Raw genomic sequence first — 24,441 nt, 5'->3', positions numbered from 1 at the left:
GCCTTAGCTGTTCGCCTGCGAAACCGCTTTTCTAAGCCCGTTGACCGCCGGGGAGTTCAGCGGCGTAACCAGCGCATAGTTATAGTGGTCGTCGCTCCAGTACTGCGTCATCACATCTTCGGCCTTACGCTCGCCGTGGGGTAATTTCCCCGGGCTTAAGGGGCGGATATACCAGCCAACCCGCGTGCCGCGCGGATCCTGATACATAATCAGCGCCGCCGGGCCTTGCGCCGTGGCAACAAGCCGTGCGCCGACCAGCGTAAAGCCATACTGCTCCAGATTTGGCGGCTGGTTGCCGTTGATAAAGTAGCGCCCGACCCAGTGAGTCAGCTCCGTTTGCTGCGTCGTCGCCACATCCATCGGGGTGATAGCGGTGTTATCAAACAGTTTGTAGGCCTGCACCGCGTCCTCCATCGGCGCGTGGGTCAGCACCATCTGAGACTCTTTCAGCTGCCAGCCGGTAAAACCGCCAACACCGAGCGCCATTACCAGCGCGAAGGCCGTTGCCAGTTTCCATTGCCGCAATTGGCGCTGCTGGCGCCGCAGCGCGCGGGGTTCCGGCATCTCAAGCGTAGCGGTATGGCGATCCATTGCCTGGCGCAGGCGCTGCGCATCCTGCCGCCAGCCTGCAACCTCGCGGGCGGCCTGCGGGTTTTGCGCCAGATAGTGTTCAATGCGCGCTGAGGTCGCCTCATCGGTCTCGCCATCAAGCCAGGCGTGCAGATCGTGTTCATCTGGTGGCAACGTCATTTCAATCTCCTTAACGCTAACGGCGTTGGCTGGCCTTCCAGTTTTTCATGCAGCATTTTGCGCGCCCGTGACAGGCGTGACATCACCGTGCCGGGCGGAATGTCGAGGGTGTGCGCCACCTCTTTATAACTCAGCCCTTCAACGCTCACCAGCAGCAGCACGGCGCGATACTCCGTCGGCAGCGTGGCAAAGAGGGCAAGCGTATCATCGGCGATAGCCAGCGACTCGGCGGTAAAACCGCCAGGCTCTTCGCCGGTGAAAAAGGCGAGCACTTTCAGGTAGCGTTTGCGCCGCCGCTCACCATCGACAAACTGACGATAGAGAATGGTGAAGAGCCAGGCGCGCAGGCTCTGCTCGCTATCACGCTGCCGCGTCAGGGCTTTCGCCAGGCAGCTTTGCACCAGATCCTCCGCGGTGTGCGGGTTACGCGCCAGCCACAGGGCAAAGCGGTAGAGATGCGGCATCACCTCGCGGATTTCATCATCGTTCATCGTCTGCGGCTTCCCGACATGCTCTCAAACACCCCATCGCGCAGCACCAGTGCATGCAGCAGTGCGGCGGCGAGGTGCGCCATTACGGTGACAAACAGCGCCAGCGCCACCACAGAATGCAACGGACGCAGCAGCGCATACCAGTCATTATTCACCGGGACTATCGGTGGCAGCACGAATCCACCGCCGAGCGTCACCGGATAACCGGCCGCCGAGAGCATCGCCCAGCCAATTAACGGTTGTGCCAGCATCATCGCATAGAGCGCCCAGTGCGAAAGATGCGCCATCGCGCGTTGCCAGACCGGCAGGGAGGCAGGCAACGGTGGCGTGGCGGTATAGAAGCGTAACCACAAACGCACCAGCGCCAGCACAAGGATCATCAAACCCAGCGGTTTATGGATCGTCACCAGCAGGCTGTGCAGGGAGGAGACGGTGGAAACCATCACGACGCCGATAAACAGCATTGCAATAATGGCGGCGGCCATCAGCCAGTGAACCGCGCGCAGCAGCGGGTGGAAATAAGCGACCTGTTTCATCAGTGGGCTCCGGCTTGTTCGCGGGTGCGAAGGTTGTAGGATTTGGCATACGCGGATGAACGGGCATTCAGCAGCGGGTCGTTCGAGGCGGCAATACCGTCCGGCAGGATCAGCGGATCGTAATTGATGTCATTGCAGTCACCCTGCGCCTGCTCAACGGCGCGGTTCAGCACCAGCGTACCGGCATTGATCGTTTGCCGCCCGGCAGGCCAGGCCCGCGAGGCATCGCTGCCGTCATCCTGCGCGCTGGCGACGGTAATGACCAAATCCCACTTCAGCGGGGCCTGATCGAGGCGCTGGCGCAGATCGTACTGTAAAAAGTTTTTATCCTGCTTCTGCTCTGCGCTGATGGGTTGATAAGGCGTCTGCGGCACCATGCTCCAGCGCACCAGCTGCTCGTTGCCAGTTTTGTCGATCATGCGAAAGGAATTTAGGCTGTTAAAGCGGTCGCTGGCCCAGCTGCTGGAGGGCACGTTCGCTTTTGCCCATGCGAGAAAAGGCGCGGCTTCCGGGTGCTTCTCAAGAAACGCTTTTACCTTTGCCGGGTCCGGTTTGCCGGTGGCGGGATCGGGACGCGTTGCCAGCTGCATATCATAAAAACCGTCGACGCCGCGCACCGGGAAAAAGGGCATCGCGTTCATGCCGGTGCGCCACTGCTCGCCGTCCGGGAGTTCAAAGGCCAGCGCCAGGCTACGTACCGGCACGGCGTAATCTGGCGCGGCGGGGTTGCCGCCCGCAATGGCAAAACGACCAATCACCGGCGTGCTTCCCGGCGCAAACAGCGCGGCGCGCGAAAGCGTGCTGGCCTTGCCGCTGGAGATAAACTCGCCGCTGACGCAGATCCCTTTGGCGTGGTTGCGGCGAAAACCGGGATGCTCACCGCCGGACTGCTGTAGCACGTTAACGAGTTTGTCTGAGGTGAGCCGCTCGGGCGTCAGCCAGCCGCCGCCCCAAAGAAACAGCAGCATAACCAGAAGCGGCAGCAGGCCAACCAGCGCGAGGCGCACCGTTAGCTGCGTGGAGGTTAAAGGAGTGTTGTTCATCATTCGCTCATCCTGCTGATAGTGAGCAGATAAGACGAAGAGCGCGGCGCTTTATTCCCGGCGGATGAAAATAAATTTATGGATGCCCGTCAGAGCGAGCCGACCAGCGGCGTGCGGGTGATGTGTTGATCGCCGTTGACCACTTTCGGGCCGCGCAGCAGCAGGCTGCCACTCTCAGCGGCGATGATCACAGCATTGTCGGCAATCTCCACCTCGTGGGCGATAAGCACATTCCCTTCAATACGCGCATTGCCCTGAATCACCACCTTTTCATCGAGCTGTAGTGGCCCGCCGCGCAGTTGCGCATTGCCGCCAACTAATACGTGATGTTTCAACACACAATTGCCTTCGACGCGGGCATTTTCCGCCACCTGGGCGCTGTAGCGAAGGGTGGGGATCTCATCCTCTTGTCGTCCGGCAATCACCCGGGCGTGACCGTAGACTTTGGCGCAGTCGCACACCCAGACATCATTAATTTCATTCCCGTCGAGGAGGGCAAAATCGAACACCTCGGCGCGGTGCTCAATAAAGGCGTAACTGACGGTCGCATCGCCATAGATTTGCGCCTGATGAACCACCCGCGAGTGGCTGACCGTCGCGCGATCGTAAATCTGCAGCACCTGTTCGCGCTCCTGGGTTAATCCGCGCGCGGCGATGATATCGCAACCGCTTAGAATGCGCGCCTCACCGCGTAGCTGGCAGACGCCGCGCACGGTGGAGGATTGCACCGTGACGTTGTCACGTAAAATCGCGCCATGGCTTAGCTCGCAGCCATCTACCCAGGCGTTATCACTGATTTCTACATTCAGGCAGATGACGCACGATCCCGTAATACGCGCGTTACCGCGGATGCGGCAACCATCGAACACCATGCTGTTTTCGTCGTATATCCAGCAATTCCCTGCCTGATCGAGCACCTGTTCATCATCAACCCAGCCGCCCGCGCTGCCGGCGGTGACATCATTAAAATCGCGCAGGGCGATTATCTGGCGCAGCGCGACGCTCTTTTTCTCGCCGCCGAGCGGGTAACTGAAGAGGCGCGTCTCATCACTGAGGCGGTATTTGCTCATGCTTATCTTCTCCGGATGTTCTTACTTAACCGTAGCAAATATTTGGACGCTGGCTATCAACGGGTGAAATTCATAAAATGCATGCAAAATACCCATTAAAGGCTGTGAATAATGACTATGCGTGATGAGAACTATTTTACTGAAAAATATGGGATGACCCCGACACACTCGGAAGTGCTGAACGCGATGAACTACATCACGCCTGGCAAGGTGCTCGATCTCGGCTGTGGTAACGGACGCAACAGCCTCTACCTGGCGAATAAAGGCTTTGATGTCACGGCCTGGGATAAAAACCCCAACAGCCTGAGCAATGTGCAGCGCATTCGTGACGCGGAAGGGCTTAATAACCTGCATATCGACAGCGTTGATTTAAACAGCCTGAGCTTTGAGGGCGAATATGATTTTATTCTCTCCACCGTGGTGATGATGTTCCTCGAGGCGAAAACCATTCCGGGGCTGATAGCCAATATGCAGCGCTGCACCAAACCGGGCGGCCACAATCTGATTGTCGCGGCAATGGATACCGCCGATTACCCGTGCAACGTCGGCTTTCCGTTTGCCTTCGAAGAGGGTGAGCTGCGTAACTACTACGCGGGCTGGGAGCTGCTGAAATATAACGAAGAGGTGGGGGAACTGCACCGCACCGATGAGCAGGGCAACCGCATCAAACTGCGCTTCGCCACGCTGCTGGCGCATAAACCGGCGTGATAAAAAAAGCAGCCCGTTGCCGGGCTGCATTATCTTAACGGGCCGCCAGCAGGCAGAGCTGCAACGCCACGTTGTAGGAGGCTTCAAACGCGCGCAGGGGTAAAAACTCAAAGCGCGAGTGGAAGTTGTGCGCGCCGGTAAAGAAGTTTGGCGTTAACAAACCCTTAGCCGAGAGCGCCGCACCGTCCGTACCGCCGCGCATCGGCGTCGGTTTCGGCGTAATGCCGAGCGTCTCCATCGCCTCGAACATCAGATCGATGGCGCGGCGGTCTTCACCAATCGCATTACTGATATTGCTGTAGATATCGCTAACGCTGTACTCTACTTTTGCCGTCGGGTATTGCGCGGCAATCATCTCAGCGACGTCGCCAATCTGCGCTTTGCGGCGGGCGAAACTCTCTTTATCGAAATCACGAATGCTGGCGCTCAGACTGGCATGTCCCTGTACGGCTTCCATGCCGTTAAACCAGATATAGCCTTCACGGCCTTCGGTATTTTCCGGCGTCTGTTGGCGGTCAAAATGGCTGATGTAATCCATCGCCATCAGCAGCGGGTTAACCAGCACGCCTTTGGCCGACATCGGGTGCGCGGTGACCCCGGTAAAGTGGATCTGCGCGCTGGCGCCATTGAAGTTCTCGTAAACAATCTCGCCCAGCTCGCAACAGTCGATAGTCCACGCGAAATCGACGTCAAAACGCGCCAGATCCAGCGCTTTCGCGCCGCGCAATCCAACCTCTTCATCGGGAACAAAGGCCACCACAATATCGCCGTGGCGCTGTTCGGTCGTCAGGTTCTCCAGCAGCGTCACCACCACCGTTACTGCGGCTTTGTTATCCGCGCCGAGCACGCTGGTGCCGTCACTAAAAATAATCTCTTCGCCGGGATAGGCGAGGATCTCCGGGTGCTCCTGCACGCGCAGCCAGATATCTTCTTTGGCATTCAGGCAGAGATCTTCACCCTCAAAACGCAGGATTTGCGGATGAATATGCGGCGACAAACCAACATCAACGGTATCGATATGGGTGATAAAACCGATGCGCGGCGCGCCGTCAACGTTGCCTTTTTTCACCGCCGTAACCGTGGCGCGATCGTCGATAACAATCTCCTCAAGACCGAGGGATTTCAACTCGTTGGCCAGCTCGCGGGCCATATCAAACTGGCCGGGCGTGGTGGGAAGGGTGGTGGCATTTGCGTCGCTTTGACTGGTGATACTCAGGTAGCGAAAGAAGCGCTGCGTTAATTGACTGGCTAGCGGCGAGGGCATAGTGATTCCTTCTTTATTCGTATTATCAGGTGTTTGCAATTTCACTTTAATGTTATTTATGAGCAGGCAAACAACAAGCATTAAAAATAAAACAACAGGAAACACTATGATTAGCAAACCGACAACACTTGCTCTGGCGTTGACCACGTTGATAGGCACTTCTTCTGTGGCGGCGAAAACACTGGTTTATTGCTCTGAAGGCTCACCGGAAAACTTTAACCCGCAGCTTTACACCTCCGGCACCAGTGTGGATGCCAGCGCGGTTCCGGTCTATAACCGGCTGGTCGATTTCAAAGCTGGCACTACCGAGTTACAGCCGAGCCTGGCTGAGCGCTGGGACGTTAGCGAAGATGGCAAGGTCTACACCTTTCATCTGCGAAAAGATGTGAAGTTTCAGAGCAATAAATACTTCAAGCCGACGCGGGACTTTAATGCTGATGATGTGATTTTCTCGTTTATGCGGCAAAAAGATCCGAAAAACCCCTACCACAACGTCTCTAACGGTACCTACTCCAACTTTGAAAGCCTCGAATTTGGCTCACTGATTACCGCCATCGATAAAGTGGACGAGCACACAGTGCGCTTTACGCTGGCGCACCCTGAAGCGCCATTTGTCGCCGATCTGGCGTGGTATTTCGCCTCGATTCTCTCCGCCGAATATGCCGATGCGATGTTAAAAGCCGGTACGCCGCAGCGCGTCGACAGCGACCCGGTCGGTACCGGGCCGTTCCGTCTGGCGCAGTACCAGAAAGATTCCCGCATTCTCTTTACTGCCTTCGATGATTACTGGCAGGGGCGTTCGAAAATCGACCGGCTGGTGTTCAGCATCACGCCGGATGCCTCGGTGCGCGTAGCGAAGCTGGAGAAAAATGAGTGCCAGGTGATGCCGTTCCCGAACCCGGCGGATCTGCCGCGCCTGAAAGAGAACAAAGAAATTACGTTGATGAGCAAAGCGGGGCTGAACACCGGCTTCCTCGCCTTCAATACGCAGAAAGCACCGCTGGATAATGTGAAAGTGCGCCAAGCGTTGGCGATGGCGATTAACAAACCGGCGATCATCAAAGCGGTCTTTCAGGGCACCGGCACGGCGGCGAAAAATCTGCTGCCGCCGGGCGTCTGGAGCGCGGACAGCGAGCTGAAAGATTACGACTACGATCCGGAAAAAGCGAAGGCGCTGCTGAAAGAGGCCGGGCTGCCGCCGGGCACCACCATCGATCTCTGGGCGATGCCGGTTCAGCGCCCCTATAACCCGAACGCCAAGCGCATGGCGGAGATGATCCAGGCGGACTGGGCAAAAGTGGGCGTGCAGGCGAAAGTGGTGACCTATGAGTGGGGCGAATACCTGAAACGGGTGAAGAGCGGCGAACACCAGGCGGCATTAATGGGCTGGACCACTGCCACCGGCGACCCGGATAACTTCTTCGGCCCGCTTTTCACCTGTACCGCGGCTAACGGTGGCTCTAACTCGGCGAAGTGGTGTTACAAACCGTTCGATCAGCTGATTGCCGAGGCGAAGGCGACCACCGATCACGACAAACGCGTCGCGCTCTACAAACAGGCGCAGCAGATGATGCACGACCAGATGCCGGCGGTGATGATTGCTCACTCGACGATTTTCGAGCCGGTGCGCAAAGAGGTGCAGGGCTATGAGGTCGACCCGTTTGGCAAACACCTCTTCTGGCAGGTGGATCTGAAAAAGTAAACGTTTTGCCGCCTGTTCCGCAGGCGGCATTCGCTTAACAGAGTGACGGTTTGCGCCGCACAAACCACGTCTCCGGGCGGGTAAACATCACCAGGTTGCCCGTCAGGATCAGCCCCAGCCCCAGCACGCCCTGCGCATGCCACTGATAGCCTTCATAAAAGGTTGAAACGGTCAGCGCCACCAGGGGAAAGAGCAGGGTGCTGTATGCCGCTTTGCCGGGGCCGATGCGCCCAACCAGCGTAAAGTAGGCACCGAAGCCAATCACCGAGCCAAACAGGGCAAGATAGACCAGCGCGCCAAGATAGCTGACGCTCCACAGCGGCGTGAAATCCTCTCCGCGCAGCAGCGCAACCGCCCCCATAATCAGCGTGCCGTAGAGCATCGCCCAGCTATTGGTGGTGGCGATCTCAAGCCCGTTACGCTGATGGCGCAGGCTGATCATATTGCCAAACGAGAAGCCGAGCGTGCCGAGCGCCGACAGCGCAATGCCCAGTAATACACTGCTGCTCCAGCCGCTGGCCACCAGATCCTGCCAGAAGAGGGTGACGATCCCGGCCAGCCCCATTAGCGCGGCGGCAAAAAAGCGCGCGGGCGGTTTCTGCCCGAAGAAAAGGAAGCTGTTAACGGCGTTGAACAGCACCGCCATCGAAAAGATCACCGACTCCAGCCCGGTGTTAATCCACGCCGCAGCGGTATAAAAGCACCAGAAGTTGAAGCCAAAGACGCACGCGCCCTGTAACAGGCAGAAGAGGTGGTCGCGCCGCGACAGCGCGCGCAGTTTGCGCCGTGCCAGCAGCACCAGCATCATCACCGTGGTCGCCAGCGCGAAGCGCCAGAAGATCGACACCGGCGCCGCCACCGGCCCCTGCTGCAGAAAAATGGCAATCCACGTTGTGCCCCAAATCACCACCACCAGACTATAAAGTAATGCGTTCATATCGCTTCCCGTTCCCTTTCATGAACGCCCATTGTCATCTGGCGCGGCAAGGCTGGCTTGCACCTGCTTGCGGACAACTTGCATATTCTTGCGCTTTTCTTTACACAACGCTGGCTTCTGCGATTCGCTCTTCATAGACTGGGGATCTGATTGAGAAAGGATAAGTACCGCGAATGTCTGATAGCTATGACGCCTTTGAAAACCTGCGCAAACACAACGCCGTGTTGCATAACTCGGTGGCGCTGCACGACGGGATTCAGCTGGCGGCGTGGTCCAACAAACGCGATACCATCACCCAGTATTGCAACCACCATACCCTCAGCCTTTATATTGCCGACGGTTATGAGAGCTACCACAAAACCGCCTCCGGCTGGAAAAACGGCGGCGGGCCGGATCGCTTCTGTTTGATGCCAAAAGAGAGCGAATCGGTGTGGGATATTCGCGATAATCTCGCCTTTGTGCACCTCTACTGCACCGATGAGCATCTGCGTGAGGTGGGGGAGAAAGTGTGGGATCGCAGCCCGGCAAACTTCACCCTCGATGAAAAGACCTTCTCCCAGGATGCGAGCATCACCGCGCTCTACCGCCAGTTTCTGCTCGGCTGCGACTGGCAGCAAAACGCCAACCAGCTGACGCTCAGCACCGCCTCGACGCTGTTGCTGACGCACCTCGTTCAGCACTACAGCAATGTGCAGTGGCAACTGCCGACGATTACCGGCGGACTGGCGCCCGTCGCGCAGCGCAATGTGCTGGAGTATATCGAGGCGCATCTTGGCGAGCCGCTGCTGCTCTGCGATCTCGCCGCGCAGGTTTCGCTCAGCGAGTACCACTTCGCGCGGATGTTTCGCCAGTCAATGGGCGTGGCACCGCACCAGTTTGTGATGCAGCGCCGCATGGCCCGCGCGAAAGCGCTGCTGCTGAGCAGCAACCGGTCGCTGACTGATATCGCGCTGGCCTGCGGTTTCAACTCCGCCAGCCACTTCAGCAACCGCTTTAAAGCGGCGAAGGGCATCACCCCCTCGCAGCTTCGCGCGACGCAAAAACGTTAATTCGCCGCCTGCGCCGCAGGCGTTAACCCGCGCCCCGGCAGCGTGCGGCAGGCCCCACCTTGCGCCGAGGGTGCCGCATCCGGATAGATCTCATCCGGTGTGATATAGACCTGGCTTGTCGCCACAAATCCATCGCTGAAGGTCGCTTCCACAAATGTCGCCTGCCAGCCATTTTCCGGTGGCGTCAGCGCCACGCTGAGGGTATTGCCTGACATCGCGGGCGGCGGCGAGGCTTCATATCTCACGCCGCAGGCATAACGGAAATCCCGTGCCAGCGGGTTGCTCGCGCGCCAGACCACCACTTTTTCCGGCTGCGCGGAGAAATGGAGCACCAGGTTATTTGCACCCTGGCGACGCTCGGCGATGGCGGGCAGGGCTTTACGCGCCTGGAAACGGTTAACGAAGGCAATCAACGATGGCTCAGCGACGGAAAGCACCGCCTCATGGGATGCGTTCGCCACGACCCGTAGCGACTTCTCGCCCGGCAAGCGCGGGTAGTAGAAGCGGCTGTTGTCCGGCGTGTAAAAATCATCTCCGCTGGCATTAATCACATACTTCTTTATTTTCAGCCGCTCGCCCGCTTTGCTGCGCAAATAGGCCATCGGATCCAGCACGCGCATCAGCCGGGCAAAATTATCGGTGGCGATCTGCTGGTCGATCTGCTGGCGATAGTAGGGGTAAAAGGCGACAGGCCAGTTGTTGCCATAAGAGCGATACATATGATCCAGCGCGGCGCGGGTGCTGAGCAGATCCACCGCAAACGGCACCACGGCGACGACGTCCGGGTCGGCTATCGCCGCAAGCCACGCAGCCCAGCCGCGCTTTGACGCGCCGGTGACGATAAACTTTGCGATTTTCTGTTGCGAAAGCTCCCGTTTCACCAGCCGGAACGCCTGCGATACCGACGCAGCCATCGGGAGCTGCAATGGCGCATCGCCACTCTCCAGAAACCGTTTCCAGCTGTAGGCAACGCTGTCATCTTCCGTCAGCGGCGTTGAATTGCCCTGATAGTGCAGCGGCTGGTTCGGCACATTGCTGATCGAGACCACTACGGTGTGGGTGGCAAGCGCAATGCGCGCCAGCGATGCTTCATTGAAACTGGTCGCTCTGCCAGCATCATTATTCACCACCATCAGCGCAACGGTCGGTTTGGCGGCATCAGGAAGATAGATATCCACCTGGTGCTCCCAGCGTATCGGGCGCACCGCATCTTGCGGTGACCAATTTTGCGAATGGAGCACATAACGCTGCACCTTGGTGCCGGGCAGTTCGCGGGTGTCCAGCCGCACATAATTGACCGGGTGCGACGCAAGTGACTGACGATACTCAGCAAGGGTGTCGGCGAGCGACGAGGGAAGTGGCGCCGTAAGCGCGATCATAAAAAACAGGTAGGTGGCACTTTTCACCGGAAGACTCCTTTCATTAATTCATTACAGATCCGCTGTAGGGTGAGGTCATCCCATAACTAAACGGAATGCCTCTGTACGAATTATGATCAGGAGTGACGAAAAAGTCACCTGTTTCATTGCTCAGATTTTACGCGCACGGCTGAAGGTGAAATAGCAGAGACCGCCGATAACCAGCCCCCAGAAAGCCGATCCCAGCCCGAGCAAGGTAATGCCGCTGGCAGTGACTAAAAAGGTGACAATCGCCGCATCGCGTTCGCGCGGAGCGTTCAGCGCCTGGTGCAAACTGCCGCTGATGGTGCCGAGCAGCGCAAGGCCCGCCAGCATCTGCAACCAGCTTGCGGGCAACGCCGCCAGCAGCCCGGTGATCGAGCCGCCAAATACTCCGGCCAGCAGATAGAACACACCGGCAGCCGCGGCGGCTAACCAGCGCTTGCTGGCATCGGGATGCGCATCCGGGCTTTGGCAGATCGCCGCGGTAATGGCGGCAATCGACACCGAAAAGACGCCAAACGGCGAGAGCAGCAGAGCCAGCACGCCGATAAAGATCATCAACGGCGACACCGAGGGCCTGAAGCCTGCGGCCTGCATCGTGGCGAAACCGGGTGCATTTTGCGAGGCCATGGTGACCAGAAAGAGGGGTAGGCCAATACTGACCAGCGACGCCCAGTGAAACACCGGCGCGGTAAACTGTGGCGCAACGGGAGCAAGGCTGATGGCCTGCGGCATCACGTCCCCGCTTAGCCAGGCAACCAGTGCGCCAATCAGCAGCGTGGCGACAATCGCGTAGCGCGGCGCAATGGCTTTGGCGATAAGCCACGCCAGCAGCATCGATCCGCCAAGCACAATATCTCCCTGAAGGTGAGAAAATGCCTGCAAACCAAAACGTAGCAGGATGCCCGCCAGCATGGCGGCGGCAAGCGTCGGCGGAATGATTTTCATCAGGCGGGCGAACAGGCCAGTCACGCCACACAGCACAATCAGCCCATTGGCGAAGATAAAGGTGCCAACTGCCTCATTAAGTGAAACGCCCTGCAAACTGGTTGCCAGCAGCGCTGCGCCCGGCGTCGACCATGCGGTTAATACCGGCATGCGATACCAGACGCTCAGCGCCAGTGTGCTGACGCCCATTGCCACGCCGAGGGCGGTCATCCAACCAGCGATCTGCTCAGGCGTTGCCCCGGCAGCGGAGGCCGCCTGCCAGATGATCGCTGCCGAGCTGGCATAACCGACCAGCACGGCGACAAATCCCGCCAGTACCGTGTTAAAGGGAAGAGAGGAGGAGAGTGAGAGTGTGGCCGGGCGCATTTGGGTGCCTTGTGCGTTATAACATCCGCACAAGGTAGCACCGTGCGCTATAGCGCACAAGATGGTGGGCAGGATTTTGTCTATGCGCCAGAGGTAAAAATGTGAGCCATCTCCGCTCCTGATGGCGATAGCAGATTTCTCAATGTTGCTAGCAGCTAATTTCATCCGGCCCGGAATTTTCTGCGTTATGTTTCCGGTAACAATGAGGAGAAGCTGATGGATAAATTACTGTTTGGTGCCGCCTATTACCGCGAATATTTGCCGATGGAACGCCTGCACGAAGATATTAAATTGATGAAAGAGGCGGGTATTAATTATGTGCGCATCGCCGAGAGCACCTGGAGCACGTTTGAGCCGCAGGAAGGGGAATTTGATTTCAGTTCGGTGCTTACGGTACTGGATGAAATGTATAAAAACGGTATTGCCGTGATTATCGGCACGCCAACCTATGCGTTACCGGCGTGGCTGGCAAAAAAATATCCGGATGTGATGGCCACCACCAGTAGCGGGAAAAATGTCTACGGTCACCGGCAAAAGATGGATATTACCCATCCCGCTTTTTTATGGTACGCCGAGCGCATTATTCGCGCCTTATTGGCGGCAACGGCCAGCCATCCGGCAGTCATTGGTTTTCAAATCGACAACGAAACGAAATATTACGACACCTGCTCAGCCGGGGCGCAAATCGAGTTTGTGAAATACCTCAAAAAAGAGTTCAACAACAGTACGCAGAAGATGAATCACGCCTTTGGGCTGGATTACTGGAGTAACCGCATTGATGCCTGGGAAGATTTCCCGCCGATTGAAGGGACAATTAATGCCAGCCTCGGCTGCGCCTTTAAACAATTTCAGCGTTCGCTGGTGACGCGTTTTCTCGGCTGGCAGGCAGAGATTGTGAAAGGCTATAAAAACGATACGCAGTTTATTACTCATAACTTTGATTTTGACTGGCGCAACTGGTCGTATGGTATTCGCGCCGAGGTCGACCATTTTAAAACCGCCAGCGTGCTGGATATTACCGGCGTCGATATCTACCACCCGAGCCAGTTTCAGCTCACCGGCGCGGAAATTTCTTTTACCGGCGATCTTGCGAGAGTGACAAAAGATCAGCCCTATTTTGTGCTGGAAACCCAGGCGCAGGCCTTTAAAGAGTGGACGCCTTTCCCGGGGCAGCTGCGCCAGCAGGCCTGGAGCCATGTTGCCAGCGGCGCAAGACTGCTGGGTTACTGGCACTGGCACTCGATTCACAACTCGTACGAAACGTACTGGAAAGGGTTGCTCAGCCACGATCTGCAACCCAATCCGGTCTACCATGAGGCTTGCACGATTGGCGCCGAATTCAACCAGCACGCGGCAACCGTAACGCGTTTCTCACGCCGCAGCCGGGTGGCGCTGGTGATCAGTAACGACTGTTTAACCGCTATCGACTGGCACCCATACCACGGCCATCAGTTTAGCCGCGATGCGCTGCACCAATATAATGACCTGTTCCGCGACTATTACGACACGCTCTATAAGATGAATATCGAAGTGGATATTATCGCCGTCGACGATCCGCGCCTGTTCCGTTATGAAATGCTGATCTTCCCGCTGCTCTATAGCGTCAGCGACGAGCGCTTACAGGAGATTAATCGTTATATTGCGCAGGGCGGCCATGCCATTTTCTCCTTTAAATCTGCTTTTGCCGACGAGCATATGAAAGTGCGCACCTGCGCACAGCCGGGAATTATCAGCGAAGCGATCGGCGCCCACTATCAACTCTTTGTTGATCCGGACCGCACCTTATTGCATTCAGAATCCCTCGACCTTTCTGCCGACGAGGTGCAAATCAGCAACTGGATGGAATTAATCATCCCTGATGAAAACACCGAGGTGCTGGCGCGTTACGACCATCGTTACTGGCAACAGTATGCGGCAATCACACACAACCGCTACGGGCAGGGAACCGCCAGCTATATTGGCTGCCATATCACCCCCGCAGCACTGGAAAAAGTGTATCGCCATCTCCTGCGCAATACCCTCTATCAACACGACACGATGCCGACAGAAACCTTCCCGGTGATTATTAAGCGCGGCGTTGATAAAGATGAAAATATCCTCCTCTACTACTTCAACTACAGTAGTGAGCCGCAAACCGTCACGTTTACTGAGCCCGGCGGGCGACTGCTGTTTAGCGGTAAAACCCTCAGGCAGAGTGAGGTAATAACGCTCAAGGATTGGGATGTGCAAATTATTCTCGTGGAGAGTACAAAATGAGTGCATTAACGATTGAAGAGCAGCAAAGCAAAACCAGCACGCCCGGTTTTCGCGAGCGTTTTGCCTTTGGCCTGGGTGATTACGGTACGAATTTAACCTATACCCTGATGGTGACGTTTCTGGCCTATTTTTATACCGACGTGGTCGGTATTTCAGCGGTGCTGGTCGGGTCGCTGATGTTTTTCGCCCGCGTTATCGATGGCGTTATTTGTGTCTTTGTCGGGATCCGCATCGATAAAACCGATACCCGGCTGGGTAAAGCGCGCCCGTGGGTGTTGTGGACCGCCGTACCATTTGGGTTGTCAGCATTTTTAATGGCGACGGTGCCCGGCATTAGCGATAGCGGCAAGATTATCTATGTTTGCGTCACCTATTTACTGGCAAACATCTTTTTCACCGCCAACAATATTGCCTATGGCTCACTGCTGGCGCTGATAACGCGCGATACCTATCAGCGCGGTATTTTGAGCGTCTTCCGTAAAGGCTTATCAACCTGCGGTTCCCTGACGGTAGGCGCATTTACGCTGCCGCTGGTCGCCGCCTTTGGAAATAGCCACACCTCATGGGTAATTGTGTTCGCTATTTTTGGTTTCTTTACTGCGTTGTGCCTGTTATTAACCGCCGCCTGGACACGGGAGCGCATCAAACCGGTCAATAAGGAGAATCGCAACAATATCCGTGCGGGGGTCGTCGCCGCCTCGATGCTGAAAAACCGCTACTGGCTGATGATCTTCTTTTATCTGCTCATCACCTTTACCAGCTTAACGGCGCTCTCGACCACCAGCGTCTACTACTCGCGCTATATTTTGCAGGATGTCTCAATGATGTCGTGGATTAGCGTGGCGCAATATCTGCCGGGGTTGATCACGCTATTAGTTATTCCTTATCTCATCAAGCGGCTGGGTAAACGCAATTTAGCGCTGCTCGGGCTGACCATTTGCAGCATTGCCTATTTACTGCCGTTAATTGATAAAACCAGCTCGCTGTTTGTCATTCTTGCCACCGTGGTGCGCAGTATCGGTTTTTGCGGCATCGGTGCCACGATGTTCGCCTTTCTTGCTGACACCATTGATTACGGCGAGTGGAAAACCGGGCTGCGCATCGAGGGGATCTTATTCAGCGCCGGAACGTTAGGCCAGACGCTCGGCATGGGCCTGGGCAGTGCAAGCGTAGGCTGGATCCTTGGCGCGGCCGGTTTTGTCAGCGGCGGCAACGCCCAGCAGTCAAAGCATGTGCTTGATATGATTGAGTTCTTGTTTATTTTCTTCCCGTTTATCCTCGCCATGCTGAATATGGTGCTGATCTGGTTTTATAAACTGGATGGTTTTTATGACCGCGTGGCGGCCGATCTCTCGCGTGGTGTATTCGCCAAATAAATGACTCGCCGCAGGCGGCTGCGGCTTTTCCTCTTTGCCTGTGCTAGCGTAAGGACGCTCAATAATGTGGCCGCAAACACTTCCCATGAATGACGTCGATGATGAATTGCTGATCTACTCGCCTTTAATGCGCAGCTTTACCTTTAACGCCTATCTGGTGGCGGGTTATACGCCTATCGTCAAAGGCAATAAGCTGGACTTTTTTATTAACCGCCAGCAGGGGATGAAAGGCTATATTTTAAATATTACCCTGCGTGGCGCAGGGGTAATTCACCGTAATAACGAGACGTTTATCTGCCGGGAGAACGATATTTTGCTTTTCCCTCCCGGTTGCCCGCATCACTATGGCCGTGAAGCGCAAAGTACTTACTGGGATCATTTGTGGATCTATTTTATTCCACGACATTACTGGATTGATTGGCTGAAATGGGATCGTAACTGGCATCAGATTGGCCTGACGCAAAGCGCCGATGTGGTTTTCGTCGAGCAGCTAAAAACAGCGGTGAAAGAGGTGATTCGGCTTAATTCCTCGCCAGACCGCGTGGATAAGATCCTCGCCATGAATAGCCTGGAGAAAGCGCTGCTTTACTGTTTCAAACAGCAACCGGCGAGTAATCGCGCCTCGGTCGACCCGCGCATCAACGCTATTTGCCAATATCTTGATGAGAATCTGGCGGCTAAACTGACGATTAGCGAGCTTGCGGCGAAAGCCTATCTTTCATCCTCGCGGCTGGCGCATCTTTTTCGTCAGGAAATTGGCATGACGATTTGGGGCTGGCGAGAAAAGCAGCGCATGAGCCGGGCAGCGATGTTATTACAGCATACGCAGCTGACTATTTCGCAAATCGCCCAGGTCGTGGGCTATGACGACGCGCTCTATTTTTCGCGTCTCTTTCATCAGCAATACCATGTCGGGCCGCGGGAATACCGCAAACGGTATGAGCAGTTACATTCGCTTTAGTTTCGCTCTCTAAAATAGAAACGCTGCGCTATACTCGCTGCGTTTTAATTTCCCGGAGACGGTATGAATATCGCGGATTATCTGGCAAAAACCCTGAAAATGCTGCGTCAGGCGCGGGGCTGGAGCCTTTCAAAACTCGCAGAAGAGACCGGCGTATCAAAAGCGATGCTCGGGCAGATCGAACGCAACGAGTCGAGCCCGACGGTGGCGACGCTGTGGAAAATCGCCACCGGCTTGAATGTCCCGTTCTCAACCTTTATTGCGCCGCCGCAGAGCGACACGCCGCACGCTTACGATCCCGATCGGCAGGCGATGGTGATCACACCGCTTTTCCCGTGGGATGAACAGCTCCATTTTGATCTCTTCTCCATCACCCTCGCGCCGGGCGCGCTGAGTGAATCAACGCCTCACGAAAAAGGGGTGATTGAACATGTGGTGGTTATCAATGGGGTGCTGGATATGCAGCTTAACGGTGAGTGGCAGACGCTGGAGGCGGGGAGTGGGGTGCGTTTCGCGGCCGACCGGGCGCATGCCTATCGCAACAGCACCGCGCAGACCGTACATTTCCACTCGTTAATCCACTATCCAAAAGAAAAAGCCGCGAGCGAACCCGCGGCAAAAAACGACGACGATTAATACCCCATAACATCCACAACGTGACGATTTCTATTCCTGTCACCACACTATCGCGCCAGCGCCGCCGGGGGAAATAGCGATTTCGGCATAGCATTGTCGCCTGGCGCAAATTCCCGGCACGACAGGTGGTGTAACGCCCCGGTTCTGACTACAATAGCCGCCATTTTGCACATAATGGATAACGACGATTGTATGCGCCTGCACCCTCATCATCTTGAACTGCTCAGTCCGGCACGCGACACCGCCATCGCCCGTGAAGCGATCCTTCACGGCGCGGACGCGGTCTATATTGGTGGCCCCGGCTTCGGCGCCCGCCATAACGCCGGCAACAGCCTGCGCGATATTGCCGAACTGGTGCCGTTCGCCCATCGCTATGGCGCGAAGGTGTTTATCACCCTCAATACCATTCTTCATGATGATGAACTGGAACCGGCGCAGAAACTGATCGGCGATCTCTACCAGGCCGGTGTTGATGCACTGATTGTGCAGGATATGGGCGTGCTGGAGATGGATATCCCACCGATTGAGCTGCATGCCAGTACCCAGTGCGATATCCGCAGCGTTGAAAAAGCCAAATTCCTCTCCGACGTCGGCTTCAGCCAGATTGTGCTGGCCCGCGAGCTGAATCTGGAGCAGATCCGCGCCATTCACCAGGCGACGGACGCGACCATTGAGTTCTTTATTCACGGCGCGCTATGCGTGGCCTACTCCGGGCAGTGCAACATCTCCCATGCACAAACCGGGCGCAGCGCCAACCGTGGCGACTGCTCGCAGGCCTGCCGTCTGCCTTACACTCTGAAAGACGATCAGGGCCGCGTCGTGGCCTATGAAAAGCACTTGCTGTCGATGAAAGATAACGATCAGACCGCTAACCTGGCAGCGCTGATCGATGCGGGCGTGCGCTCCTTCAAAATTGAGGGGCGTTACAAAGATATGAGCTACGTGAAAAACATCACCGCTCACTATCGCCAGATGCTCGATGCGATTATCGACGATCGCCCGGAGCTGGCGCGCGCTTCCGCCGGACGCACCGAACACTTCTTTATTCCCTCAACGGATAAAACCTTCCATCGCGGCAGCACCGACTACTTTGTTAACGCGCGCAAAATCGATATCGGCGCGTTTGACTCACCAAAATTTGTCGGCCTGCCGGTGGGTGAAGTGCTGAAAGTGGGCAAGGATCATCTCGACGTGGAAGTGACCGAACCGCTGGCCAACGGCGACGGGCTGAACGTGCTGGTGAAGCGCGAAGTGGTTGGTTTCCGTGTTAACGTCGCGGAGAAAACCGCCGAAAACCGTTACCGCGTCTTCCCGAACGAGATGCCGGATGCGCTGAAAACCCTGCGTCCGCACCATGCGCTCAACCGCAACCTCGATCACAACTGGCAGCAGGCGCTGCTGAAAACCTCCAGCGAGCGGCGCATCGGCGTTGATATTGAGCTGGGCGGCTGGCAGGAGCAACTGGTGCTGACGCTGACCAGCGAAGATGGCGTCAGCGTGACTCATACGCTGGATGGCCAGTTTGATGAAGCCAATAACGCGGAAAAAGCGCTCGATAACCTGAAAGATGGCCTGGCGAAGCTGGGCACACCCGTTACTACGCGCAGAAGGTCGACATCAACCTGCCGGGGGCGCTGTTTGTGCCGAACAGCCTGCTAAACCAGCTGCGCCGCGAAACGGTGGAGATGCTGGAAGAGGCGCGTCTGGCGAGCTATCAGCGCGGCAGCCGTAAAGCGGTGGCGACGCCTGCGCCGGTCTACCCGGAAACCCATCTCTCGTTCCTCGCCAACGTTTACAACCATAAAGCGCGTGAATTCTATCACCGCTACGGCGTGCAGCTGATTGACGCGGCGTATGAAGCCCACGAAGAGAAGGGCGAAGTACCGGTGATGATCACCAAACACTGCCTGCGCTTTGCCTTTAACCTCTGCCCAAAACAGGCGAAGGGCAATATCAAAAGCTGGCGCGCGACGCCGATGCAACTGGTACACGGCGATGAGGTGTTAACCCTGCGCTTCGATTGCCGCCCGTGTGAAATGCACGTGATCGGCAAAATGAAAAATCACATCCTCAAGATGCCGCTGCCGGGCAGCGTGGTGGCCTCAATCAGCCCCGATGATTTGCTGAAAACCCTACCGAAAAACAGATAACCCGCAGGGTGGCGCAATGCCACCCTGTTTTGTTTATGGCGTTGCGGTGTAGCGCCAGTAGGGCGGCGAGCCGAAACTCGCCAGCAGAAAGTCGATCACCGTGCGTGTATTCAGCGACGGGTATTTCCCGCCCGGATAGAGCATCCACAGCGACTGTTCGCCCGGCGAATAGGAGGCGGTGAACTCCGGCAGCAGGGCAACCAGCTCGCCTCGATTAAGCAACTCGCCCACCTGCCAGTCCGGAAAGAGCAGCATCCCCGCGTCGTTGCGCGCTGCCTGCAACAGCAGCTCCGCATTATCCGAGAGAATTTTCGCCTGCGGCGAGAAGGCGTAATCATGCTCGCCGCGCTGAAAGCGCCAGCGCTGCAAGCCTGTTTTCCCGCGATAGGCCAGCAGGCGGTGGGTCAGCAGATCTTCGGGCGAGGTGGGCGCGCCGTAGCGGCGGATATAGTTGGGCGTTGCCACCAGGTGGCAAGTCTGCTTTGCAATCAGCCGCCCGTGCAGCTCCGAGTTTTTCAGCGAGGCGATACGCACCAGCAGATCGGTGCCGTCGGCAAAGGGGTCAATATAGTCATCGTTAAGATTGAGCTCAATCTGCAGGGCGGCGTAGCGCTCACTCAGTTCGCTGATGCGTGGCCCGATATGGTTCAGACCAAAGGAGATGGGGGCATTAATGCGGATACGCCCGCCCGGTTCGCCGCGCCGCTCGCCGACCTGCGTCTGCGCATCGCTTAGCTGCTGTAACATCGTGCGGAAGGTCTGGGCATAAATATGCCCGGCATCGGTGGCGATTACCGCGCGAGTGTTGCGATAGAGCAGTTGGGTTTCCAGCGCCTGCTCAAGTTGCTGCACCACGCGCGATAAGGACGAGGCGGCAAGCCCCTCGTTGCGGGCCACTTCCGAGAGATTGCCTTCGCGTACGATGGCAAGAAAGAGGTGCATCGATCGGGCGCTAATCTGGCTGAGGTTTTTCATCTGTGCGTAATCCGCAAAGGTCCATGGCGCATTGTAGTGTTTTTACGCACGAAGTTCATCGTTAAGATACGCCGACACTCAGCACGGAGACTATTTATGAGTACGCCTGTTTTAGCTTTCGATGAAACCGTCCGCCAGCGCACCTCGGTACGCGCCTTTTTGCCCACGCCGTTGACGGATGAGCAGATCCACGCCGTTCTGCAGGATGCGCAATACGCGCCCTCCAACTGCAACACCCAGCCCTGGCATGTGCACGTGGTTTCCGGCGAAACCAAGGATCGCCTTGCGCAGCTGATGATCGAGAATGATATTGCCGGCAAACAGACGCCGGACTTCACCTTCGCCTATGAGGATTTCCACGGCGACTATTTTGACCGCAGCCAGCAGCAGGCGAAGCTCTATTACGAAGCGCTGGGCATTGCGCGGGATGATAAAGAGAAGCGCCGTGAATACTACCTGCGCAACTACCGCTTTTTCGATGCGCCACACGCGGCGTTTCTGTTTATGCCGAGCTTTGGCGATAACGTTCGCGTGGCGTCGGATATGGGCATGTACGGGCAGACCTTTTTGCTCTCCTTAGCCGCCCGCGGCTTTGCCGGTATTCCGCAGACGCTGCTCGGTTTTCATGCCGATTTGGTGCGTGAAGCGCTGGGGGTATCAGATGAGTACCGTCTGCTGTTTGGTATCTCGTTTGGTTACGCCGACACCAGCAATATCGCCGCGACGCTGCGCATGCCGCGCATTCCGGTGGAAAGCAGTGTGGTGATGCACAAATAGCGGTTATTTGCCGGATGGCGCTTGCGCTTATCCGGCCTACAACATCGCTCGGTCTGCGTATGCCGGAATAGGTAGAGCCGCCATCCGGCAAAAAACCATAAAAATGGCCGGAAACAATCTGCCGGATGGCGCTTGCGCTTATCCGGCCTACAACACCGCTCGGTCTGCGTAGGCCGGATAAGGCGGAGCCGCTGTCCGGAAAAAAACATAAAAAAGGCCGGAAACAATCTGTCGGATGGCGCTTGCGCTTATCTGGCCTACAACATCTCTCGGTCCGCGTAGGCCGGATAAGGCGGAGCCGCCATCAGGCAAAAAAACCATAAAAAAGGCCGGAAACATTAACGTGTTTCCGGCCTTTGATCTTAATGGGATTTAAACCCGGCGGCTGACATCAACAGCCGGAACACCATGCTGACGGCAGCCAGCGCCAGTACGCTTCCGCCCCAGATGACGACCAGCCACATCAGCCGTTTCCATAGCGGTTGTTTCATCAATGATACCCCTCGCCATGCTGGATTTTGCCGCGGAACACGTAGTAGCTCCAGAAGGTGTAAACCAGAATGATGGGGATTATCAGCAGCGCGCCGACCAGCATAAAGCCCTGGCTTTGCGGCGGTGCAGCCGCCTGCCAGAAGCTGATATCCGGCGGGATAATGTTGGGCCAGATACTGATCCCAAGGCCGCTAAAGCCGAGGAAAATTAACCCCAGCGTCAGCAGGAAGGGGCGTCTGTGTACCTCTTCATTGCCGAGGCAACGCCAGAGCCAGATGCTGAGCGCAATCACCAGCAGCGGCACCGGCGAGAAGAAGAGCAGGTTCGGCATGCTGAACCAGCGATCGGCAATCGCACCGTGGGAGAGCGGCGTCCACAGGCTGATAACGCCCATCACCACCAGTAACGCCAGCAGCAGTTTTTTCGCCGCCGCACGCATTTTGCCCTGCAACGGTTCGCCGCTCTTCATCACCAGCCAGCTTGCACCCAGCAACGCATAAGCGATCACCAGACCAAGGCCGCAGAAGAGGTTAAACGGCGTCAGCCAGTCGAGCGCGCCGCCGCTGAAAGTGCGTCCAGTCACTTTAAAGCCATTGATAAACGCGCCAACCACCACGCCCTGCGAGAAGGTCGCCAGCAGCGAGCCGGACAAAAAGGCTTTATCCCAGAAGGGACGGTGCGCTTCAGTCGCTTTAAAGCGAAACTCAAAGGCCACGCCGCGGAAGATCAGGCCAATCAGCATCAGCGTCAGCGGAATGGTCAGCGCGTCGGTAATTACCGCATAGGCCAGCGGAAAAGCGCCAAACAGCCCCGCACCGCCCAGCACTAACCACGTTTCGTTCCCATCCCACACCGGCGCGACGCTGTTGACCATCACATCGCGATCGTGGCCGTCGCGCGTCACCGGAAAGAGGATGCCGATGCCCAGGTCAAAACCATCCATCACGATATACATCAGGGTCGCGAAGACGATAATGACAAACCAAATTAACGGAAGATCGATACCCATTATTTATCCTCATCAGCCGGAAGATGTTCACCTGCCGCTGAAAGCGGACGTGCCGGAGTGCCCTGCGTGGTGTTTTCATCGTGCGGCTGCGGCCCTTTGGTGATCAAACGCACCATATAGAGATAGCCGACGCCAAACACCGAGCAGTAGACGATAAAGAAGGCCAGCAGGCTGAGGCTCATCTGCAAATCGCCGTGACCGGAAACCGCATCGGCAGTACGCAGCAGGCCATAAACCACCCACGGCTGGCGGCCCACTTCGGTGGTCACCCACCCGGCGAGAATGGCGATCAGCCCCGCAGGCCCCATCCAGAGGGCAAAGTGCAGGAACGGCCGCGACTCATACAGCCGCTTGCGATAACGCAGCCACAGCGCCATCACGCCAAGACCAATCATCAGCATGCCCAGCGCTACCATAATGCGGAATGACCAGAAGACGATCGGCGAGTAGGGGCGCTCATCTTTGGGGAACTCTTTCAGCGCCGGGACCTGCTTATCGAGGCTGTGGGTGAGAATCAGGCTGCCGAGCGCCGGGATCTCTACCGCGTAGCGGGTGCGCTCCTGCTCCATATCCGGCAGGCCAAACAGCAGCAGCGGCGTTGCTTCACCCGGCGGGTTCTCCCAGTGGCCTTCAATGGCGGCAATCTTCGCTGGCTGATGCTCAAGCGTATTCAGGCCGTGCATATCACCGACCATCGCCTGAATGGGTGCCACAACCAGCGCCATCCACATTGCCATGGAGAACATTTTGCGGATCGCCGGCGTATTGTTGCCGCGCAGCAGGTGCCAGGCCGCAGAAGCACCGACAAACAGCGCGCTACTGAGGAAGGCGGCAATCGACATATGGAACAGGCGATACGGGAAGGAGGGGTTAAAGACTACCTTAAACCAGTCCACCGGGATCACCTGGCCATTTTCAATGGCAAAGCCCTGCGGGGTATGCATCCAGCTGTTGGACGCGAGGATCCAGAAGGTCGACATCAGCGTGCCGAGCGCCACCATGCAGGTGGAGAAAAAGTGCAGCCCTGGGCCGACTTTATTCCAGCCAAACAGCATTACGCCAAGGAAGCCTGCTTCAAGGAAGAAGGCGGTTAACACCTCATAGGTGAGCAGCGGGCCGGTAATGCTGCCCGCAAATTGCGAAAATCCGCTCCAGTTGGTGCCGAACTGATAGGCCATCACCAGACCAGAAACTACCCCCATGCCGAAGTTAACGGCAAAGATCTTCGACCAGAAGTGGTAAAGGGTTTTCCAGTCCGGGTTCCGGGTTTTCAGCCACAGACCTTCCAGCACCGCGAGATAACTGGCAAGGCCAATGGTTATCGCCGGAAAGATGATGTGGAACGAAACGGTGAAGGCGAACTGTATCCTCGCCAGGTAAAACGCATCTAAACCAAACATGCACATCCTCAGAATCAATGGTGTGGCGTCAATGTTAATGACTACGCCCGCCGACTTGCAGAGACAGTTGACAGCAATTTACATATAACAGTCCTTTACAAGGGTACGGCAGGTTGCAGGATAGTCCAGGCGAAACGGGAAATAT

21 protein-coding genes and 1 pseudogene are annotated in these 24,441 nt (G+C 56.7%); 9 read left to right on the top strand and 13 right to left on the bottom strand.

Annotated features, from left to right (window positions below; genetic code table 11):
* Positions 1–3 precede the first annotated feature (3 nt).
* The 5 genes from BWI95_RS16740 to ydcK form a co-directional block, all read right to left on the bottom strand.
* A complete protein-coding gene (locus BWI95_RS16740; protein WP_054803621.1) occupies positions 4–750 on the bottom strand; it encodes an anti-sigma factor family protein in 747 nt (248 codons plus the stop codon).
* Positions 747–1,241: an RNA polymerase sigma factor gene (locus BWI95_RS16735; protein WP_054803620.1), complete on the bottom strand. Its 495-nt coding sequence runs from the start codon at positions 1,239–1,241 to the stop codon at positions 747–749. The genes BWI95_RS16740 and BWI95_RS16735 overlap by 4 nt, the downstream gene beginning before the upstream one ends.
* Positions 1,238–1,777 carry a cytochrome b gene (locus BWI95_RS16730; RefSeq protein WP_054803619.1) on the bottom strand — a complete coding sequence of 180 codons (540 nt, stop codon included), beginning with the start codon at positions 1,775–1,777 and terminating at the stop codon, positions 1,238–1,240. The genes BWI95_RS16735 and BWI95_RS16730 overlap by 4 nt, the downstream gene beginning before the upstream one ends.
* Entirely contained in the window at positions 1,777–2,820 is a 1,044-nt protein-coding gene (locus tag BWI95_RS16725; RefSeq protein WP_076770326.1) for a catalase family peroxidase, read from the bottom strand. Before BWI95_RS16725 ends, BWI95_RS16730 begins: the two co-directional genes overlap by 1 nt.
* A gap of 89 nt (positions 2,821–2,909) precedes the next feature.
* Complete coding sequence (gene ydcK, locus BWI95_RS16720) at positions 2,910–3,890, bottom strand: YdcK family protein (protein WP_076769876.1); 981 nt, start codon at positions 3,888–3,890, stop codon at positions 2,910–2,912.
* Positions 3,891–4,001: 111 nt separating this feature from the next.
* On the opposite strand from ydcK, the gene tehB reads away from it, so the two are divergent.
* A complete protein-coding gene (tehB, locus tag BWI95_RS16715; protein WP_054803618.1) occupies positions 4,002–4,598 on the top strand; it encodes a tellurite resistance methyltransferase TehB in 597 nt (198 codons plus the stop codon).
* 34 nt (positions 4,599–4,632) lie between these two features.
* Here the strand turns inward: tehB and pepT are convergent, their stop codons facing one another.
* The gene (gene pepT / locus BWI95_RS16710) at positions 4,633–5,862 is read right to left on the bottom strand and encodes a peptidase T (RefSeq protein ID WP_076769875.1); all 1,230 of its coding nucleotides are present in this window, start codon (positions 5,860–5,862) and stop codon (positions 4,633–4,635) included.
* A 106-nt stretch (positions 5,863–5,968) separates the two neighbouring features.
* On the opposite strand from pepT, the gene BWI95_RS16705 reads away from it, so the two are divergent.
* Positions 5,969–7,564 carry an ABC transporter substrate-binding protein gene (locus tag BWI95_RS16705; protein ID WP_076769874.1) on the top strand — a complete coding sequence of 532 codons (1,596 nt, stop codon included), beginning with the start codon at positions 5,969–5,971 and terminating at the stop codon, positions 7,562–7,564.
* A gap of 34 nt (positions 7,565–7,598) precedes the next feature.
* Here BWI95_RS16705 and BWI95_RS16700 read toward each other — a convergent pair whose 3' ends face one another.
* On the bottom strand, positions 7,599–8,501 hold the full coding sequence (locus BWI95_RS16700) for a DMT family transporter (protein WP_076769873.1): 903 nt from the start codon (positions 8,499–8,501) through the stop codon (positions 7,599–7,601).
* 173 nt (positions 8,502–8,674) lie between these two features.
* On the opposite strand from BWI95_RS16700, the gene BWI95_RS16695 reads away from it, so the two are divergent.
* Entirely contained in the window at positions 8,675–9,550 is an 876-nt protein-coding gene (locus BWI95_RS16695; RefSeq protein WP_054803617.1) for a helix-turn-helix domain-containing protein, read from the top strand.
* On the opposite strand, the gene BWI95_RS16690 is transcribed toward BWI95_RS16695, so the two are convergent.
* A complete protein-coding gene (locus BWI95_RS16690) occupies positions 9,547–10,956 on the bottom strand; it encodes a PhoPQ-activated pathogenicity-related family protein (protein ID WP_232374382.1) in 1,410 nt (469 codons plus the stop codon). The genes BWI95_RS16695 and BWI95_RS16690 overlap by 4 nt on opposite strands.
* A gap of 123 nt (positions 10,957–11,079) precedes the next feature.
* The gene (locus BWI95_RS16685; RefSeq protein ID WP_076769872.1) at positions 11,080–12,264 is read right to left on the bottom strand and encodes a benzoate/H(+) symporter BenE family transporter; all 1,185 of its coding nucleotides are present in this window, start codon (positions 12,262–12,264) and stop codon (positions 11,080–11,082) included.
* A gap of 216 nt (positions 12,265–12,480) precedes the next feature.
* On the opposite strand from BWI95_RS16685, the gene BWI95_RS16680 reads away from it, so the two are divergent.
* The 5 genes and pseudogenes from BWI95_RS16680 to BWI95_RS16660 all read left to right on the top strand — a co-directional run bounded on the left by BWI95_RS16680 (position 12,481) and on the right by BWI95_RS16660 (position 19,643).
* A complete protein-coding gene (locus BWI95_RS16680) occupies positions 12,481–14,520 on the top strand; it encodes a beta-galactosidase (protein ID WP_076769871.1) in 2,040 nt (679 codons plus the stop codon).
* Positions 14,517–15,896, top strand: coding sequence for an MFS transporter (locus BWI95_RS16675; RefSeq protein WP_054803615.1), 1,380 nt, complete (start codon positions 14,517–14,519; stop codon positions 15,894–15,896). The genes BWI95_RS16680 and BWI95_RS16675 overlap by 4 nt, the downstream gene beginning before the upstream one ends.
* A gap of 64 nt (positions 15,897–15,960) precedes the next feature.
* Positions 15,961–16,857, top strand: a complete 897-nt coding sequence (gene araC, locus BWI95_RS16670; protein WP_232374380.1) for an arabinose operon transcriptional regulator AraC — start codon at positions 15,961–15,963, stop codon at positions 16,855–16,857.
* Between the two features lie 63 nt (positions 16,858–16,920).
* The gene (locus BWI95_RS16665; protein WP_076769869.1) at positions 16,921–17,493 is read left to right on the top strand and encodes a helix-turn-helix domain-containing protein; all 573 of its coding nucleotides are present in this window, start codon (positions 16,921–16,923) and stop codon (positions 17,491–17,493) included.
* Between the two features lie 192 nt (positions 17,494–17,685).
* Positions 17,686–19,643: pseudogene (locus tag BWI95_RS16660) on the top strand (peptidase U32 family protein).
* Positions 19,644–19,676: 33 nt separating this feature from the next.
* On the opposite strand, the gene BWI95_RS16655 reads toward BWI95_RS16660, so the two are convergent.
* Complete coding sequence (locus tag BWI95_RS16655) at positions 19,677–20,618, bottom strand: LysR family transcriptional regulator (RefSeq protein WP_054803613.1); 942 nt, start codon at positions 20,616–20,618, stop codon at positions 19,677–19,679.
* Between the two features lie 96 nt (positions 20,619–20,714).
* Between BWI95_RS16655 and BWI95_RS16650 the strand changes: the two genes are divergently transcribed.
* Positions 20,715–21,395, top strand: coding sequence for a nitroreductase (locus tag BWI95_RS16650; RefSeq protein WP_054803612.1), 681 nt, complete (start codon positions 20,715–20,717; stop codon positions 21,393–21,395).
* A 362-nt stretch (positions 21,396–21,757) separates the two neighbouring features.
* Here BWI95_RS16650 and BWI95_RS16645 read toward each other — a convergent pair whose 3' ends face one another.
* From BWI95_RS16645 to BWI95_RS16635, 3 genes are read right to left on the bottom strand one after another with little or no spacing between them, the layout of a single operon-like run.
* The gene (locus tag BWI95_RS16645; RefSeq protein WP_023478887.1) at positions 21,758–21,886 is read right to left on the bottom strand and encodes a DUF2474 domain-containing protein; all 129 of its coding nucleotides are present in this window, start codon (positions 21,884–21,886) and stop codon (positions 21,758–21,760) included.
* Positions 21,886–22,896, bottom strand: a complete 1,011-nt coding sequence (gene cydB / locus BWI95_RS16640; RefSeq protein ID WP_042718231.1) for a cytochrome d ubiquinol oxidase subunit II — start codon at positions 22,894–22,896, stop codon at positions 21,886–21,888. Before cydB ends, BWI95_RS16645 begins: the two co-directional genes overlap by 1 nt.
* Entirely contained in the window at positions 22,896–24,296 is a 1,401-nt protein-coding gene (locus BWI95_RS16635; protein WP_023478676.1) for a cytochrome ubiquinol oxidase subunit I, read from the bottom strand. Before BWI95_RS16635 ends, cydB begins: the two co-directional genes overlap by 1 nt.
* Between the last annotated feature and the right edge of the window lie 145 nt (positions 24,297–24,441).

This window comes from Kosakonia cowanii JCM 10956 = DSM 18146, from assembly GCF_001975225.1.
GTDB lineage: Bacteria > Pseudomonadota > Gammaproteobacteria > Enterobacterales > Enterobacteriaceae > Kosakonia > Kosakonia cowanii.
This window is presented reverse-complemented; position numbering and strand designations above follow the sequence as displayed.

Bases quoted from the DNA above. Each gene is read 5' to 3' on its own strand.
- BWI95_RS16730 (WP_054803619.1), bottom strand. From the start codon at position 1,777: ATGAAACAGGTCGCTTATTTCCACCCGCTGCTGCGCGCGGTTCACTGG.
- BWI95_RS16645 (WP_023478887.1), bottom strand. From the start codon at position 21,886: ATGAAACAACCGCTATGGAAACGGCTGATGTGGCTGGTCGTCATCTGG.
- ydcK (WP_076769876.1), bottom strand. From the start codon at position 3,890: ATGAGCAAATACCGCCTCAGTGATGAGACGCGCCTCTTCAGTTACCCG.
- BWI95_RS16725 (WP_076770326.1), bottom strand. From the start codon at position 2,820: ATGAACAACACTCCTTTAACCTCCACGCAGCTAACGGTGCGCCTCGCG.
- BWI95_RS16685 (WP_076769872.1), bottom strand. From the start codon at position 12,264: ATGCGCCCGGCCACACTCTCACTCTCCTCCTCTCTTCCCTTTAACACG.
- BWI95_RS16680 (WP_076769871.1), top strand. From the start codon at position 12,481: ATGGATAAATTACTGTTTGGTGCCGCCTATTACCGCGAATATTTGCCG.
- BWI95_RS16700 (WP_076769873.1), bottom strand. From the start codon at position 8,501: ATGAACGCATTACTTTATAGTCTGGTGGTGGTGATTTGGGGCACAACG.
- BWI95_RS16635 (WP_023478676.1), bottom strand. From the start codon at position 24,296: ATGTTTGGTTTAGATGCGTTTTACCTGGCGAGGATACAGTTCGCCTTC.
- BWI95_RS16665 (WP_076769869.1), top strand. From the start codon at position 16,921: ATGAATATCGCGGATTATCTGGCAAAAACCCTGAAAATGCTGCGTCAG.
- araC (WP_232374380.1), top strand. From the start codon at position 15,961: ATGTGGCCGCAAACACTTCCCATGAATGACGTCGATGATGAATTGCTG.
- pepT (WP_076769875.1), bottom strand. From the start codon at position 5,862: ATGCCCTCGCCGCTAGCCAGTCAATTAACGCAGCGCTTCTTTCGCTAC.
- BWI95_RS16705 (WP_076769874.1), top strand. From the start codon at position 5,969: ATGATTAGCAAACCGACAACACTTGCTCTGGCGTTGACCACGTTGATA.
- BWI95_RS16650 (WP_054803612.1), top strand. From the start codon at position 20,715: ATGAGTACGCCTGTTTTAGCTTTCGATGAAACCGTCCGCCAGCGCACC.
- tehB (WP_054803618.1), top strand. From the start codon at position 4,002: ATGACTATGCGTGATGAGAACTATTTTACTGAAAAATATGGGATGACC.
- BWI95_RS16740 (WP_054803621.1), bottom strand. From the start codon at position 750: ATGACGTTGCCACCAGATGAACACGATCTGCACGCCTGGCTTGATGGC.
- BWI95_RS16735 (WP_054803620.1), bottom strand. From the start codon at position 1,241: ATGAACGATGATGAAATCCGCGAGGTGATGCCGCATCTCTACCGCTTT.
- cydB (WP_042718231.1), bottom strand. From the start codon at position 22,896: ATGGGTATCGATCTTCCGTTAATTTGGTTTGTCATTATCGTCTTCGCG.
- BWI95_RS16655 (WP_054803613.1), bottom strand. From the start codon at position 20,618: ATGAAAAACCTCAGCCAGATTAGCGCCCGATCGATGCACCTCTTTCTT.
- BWI95_RS16695 (WP_054803617.1), top strand. From the start codon at position 8,675: ATGTCTGATAGCTATGACGCCTTTGAAAACCTGCGCAAACACAACGCC.
- BWI95_RS16675 (WP_054803615.1), top strand. From the start codon at position 14,517: ATGAGTGCATTAACGATTGAAGAGCAGCAAAGCAAAACCAGCACGCCC.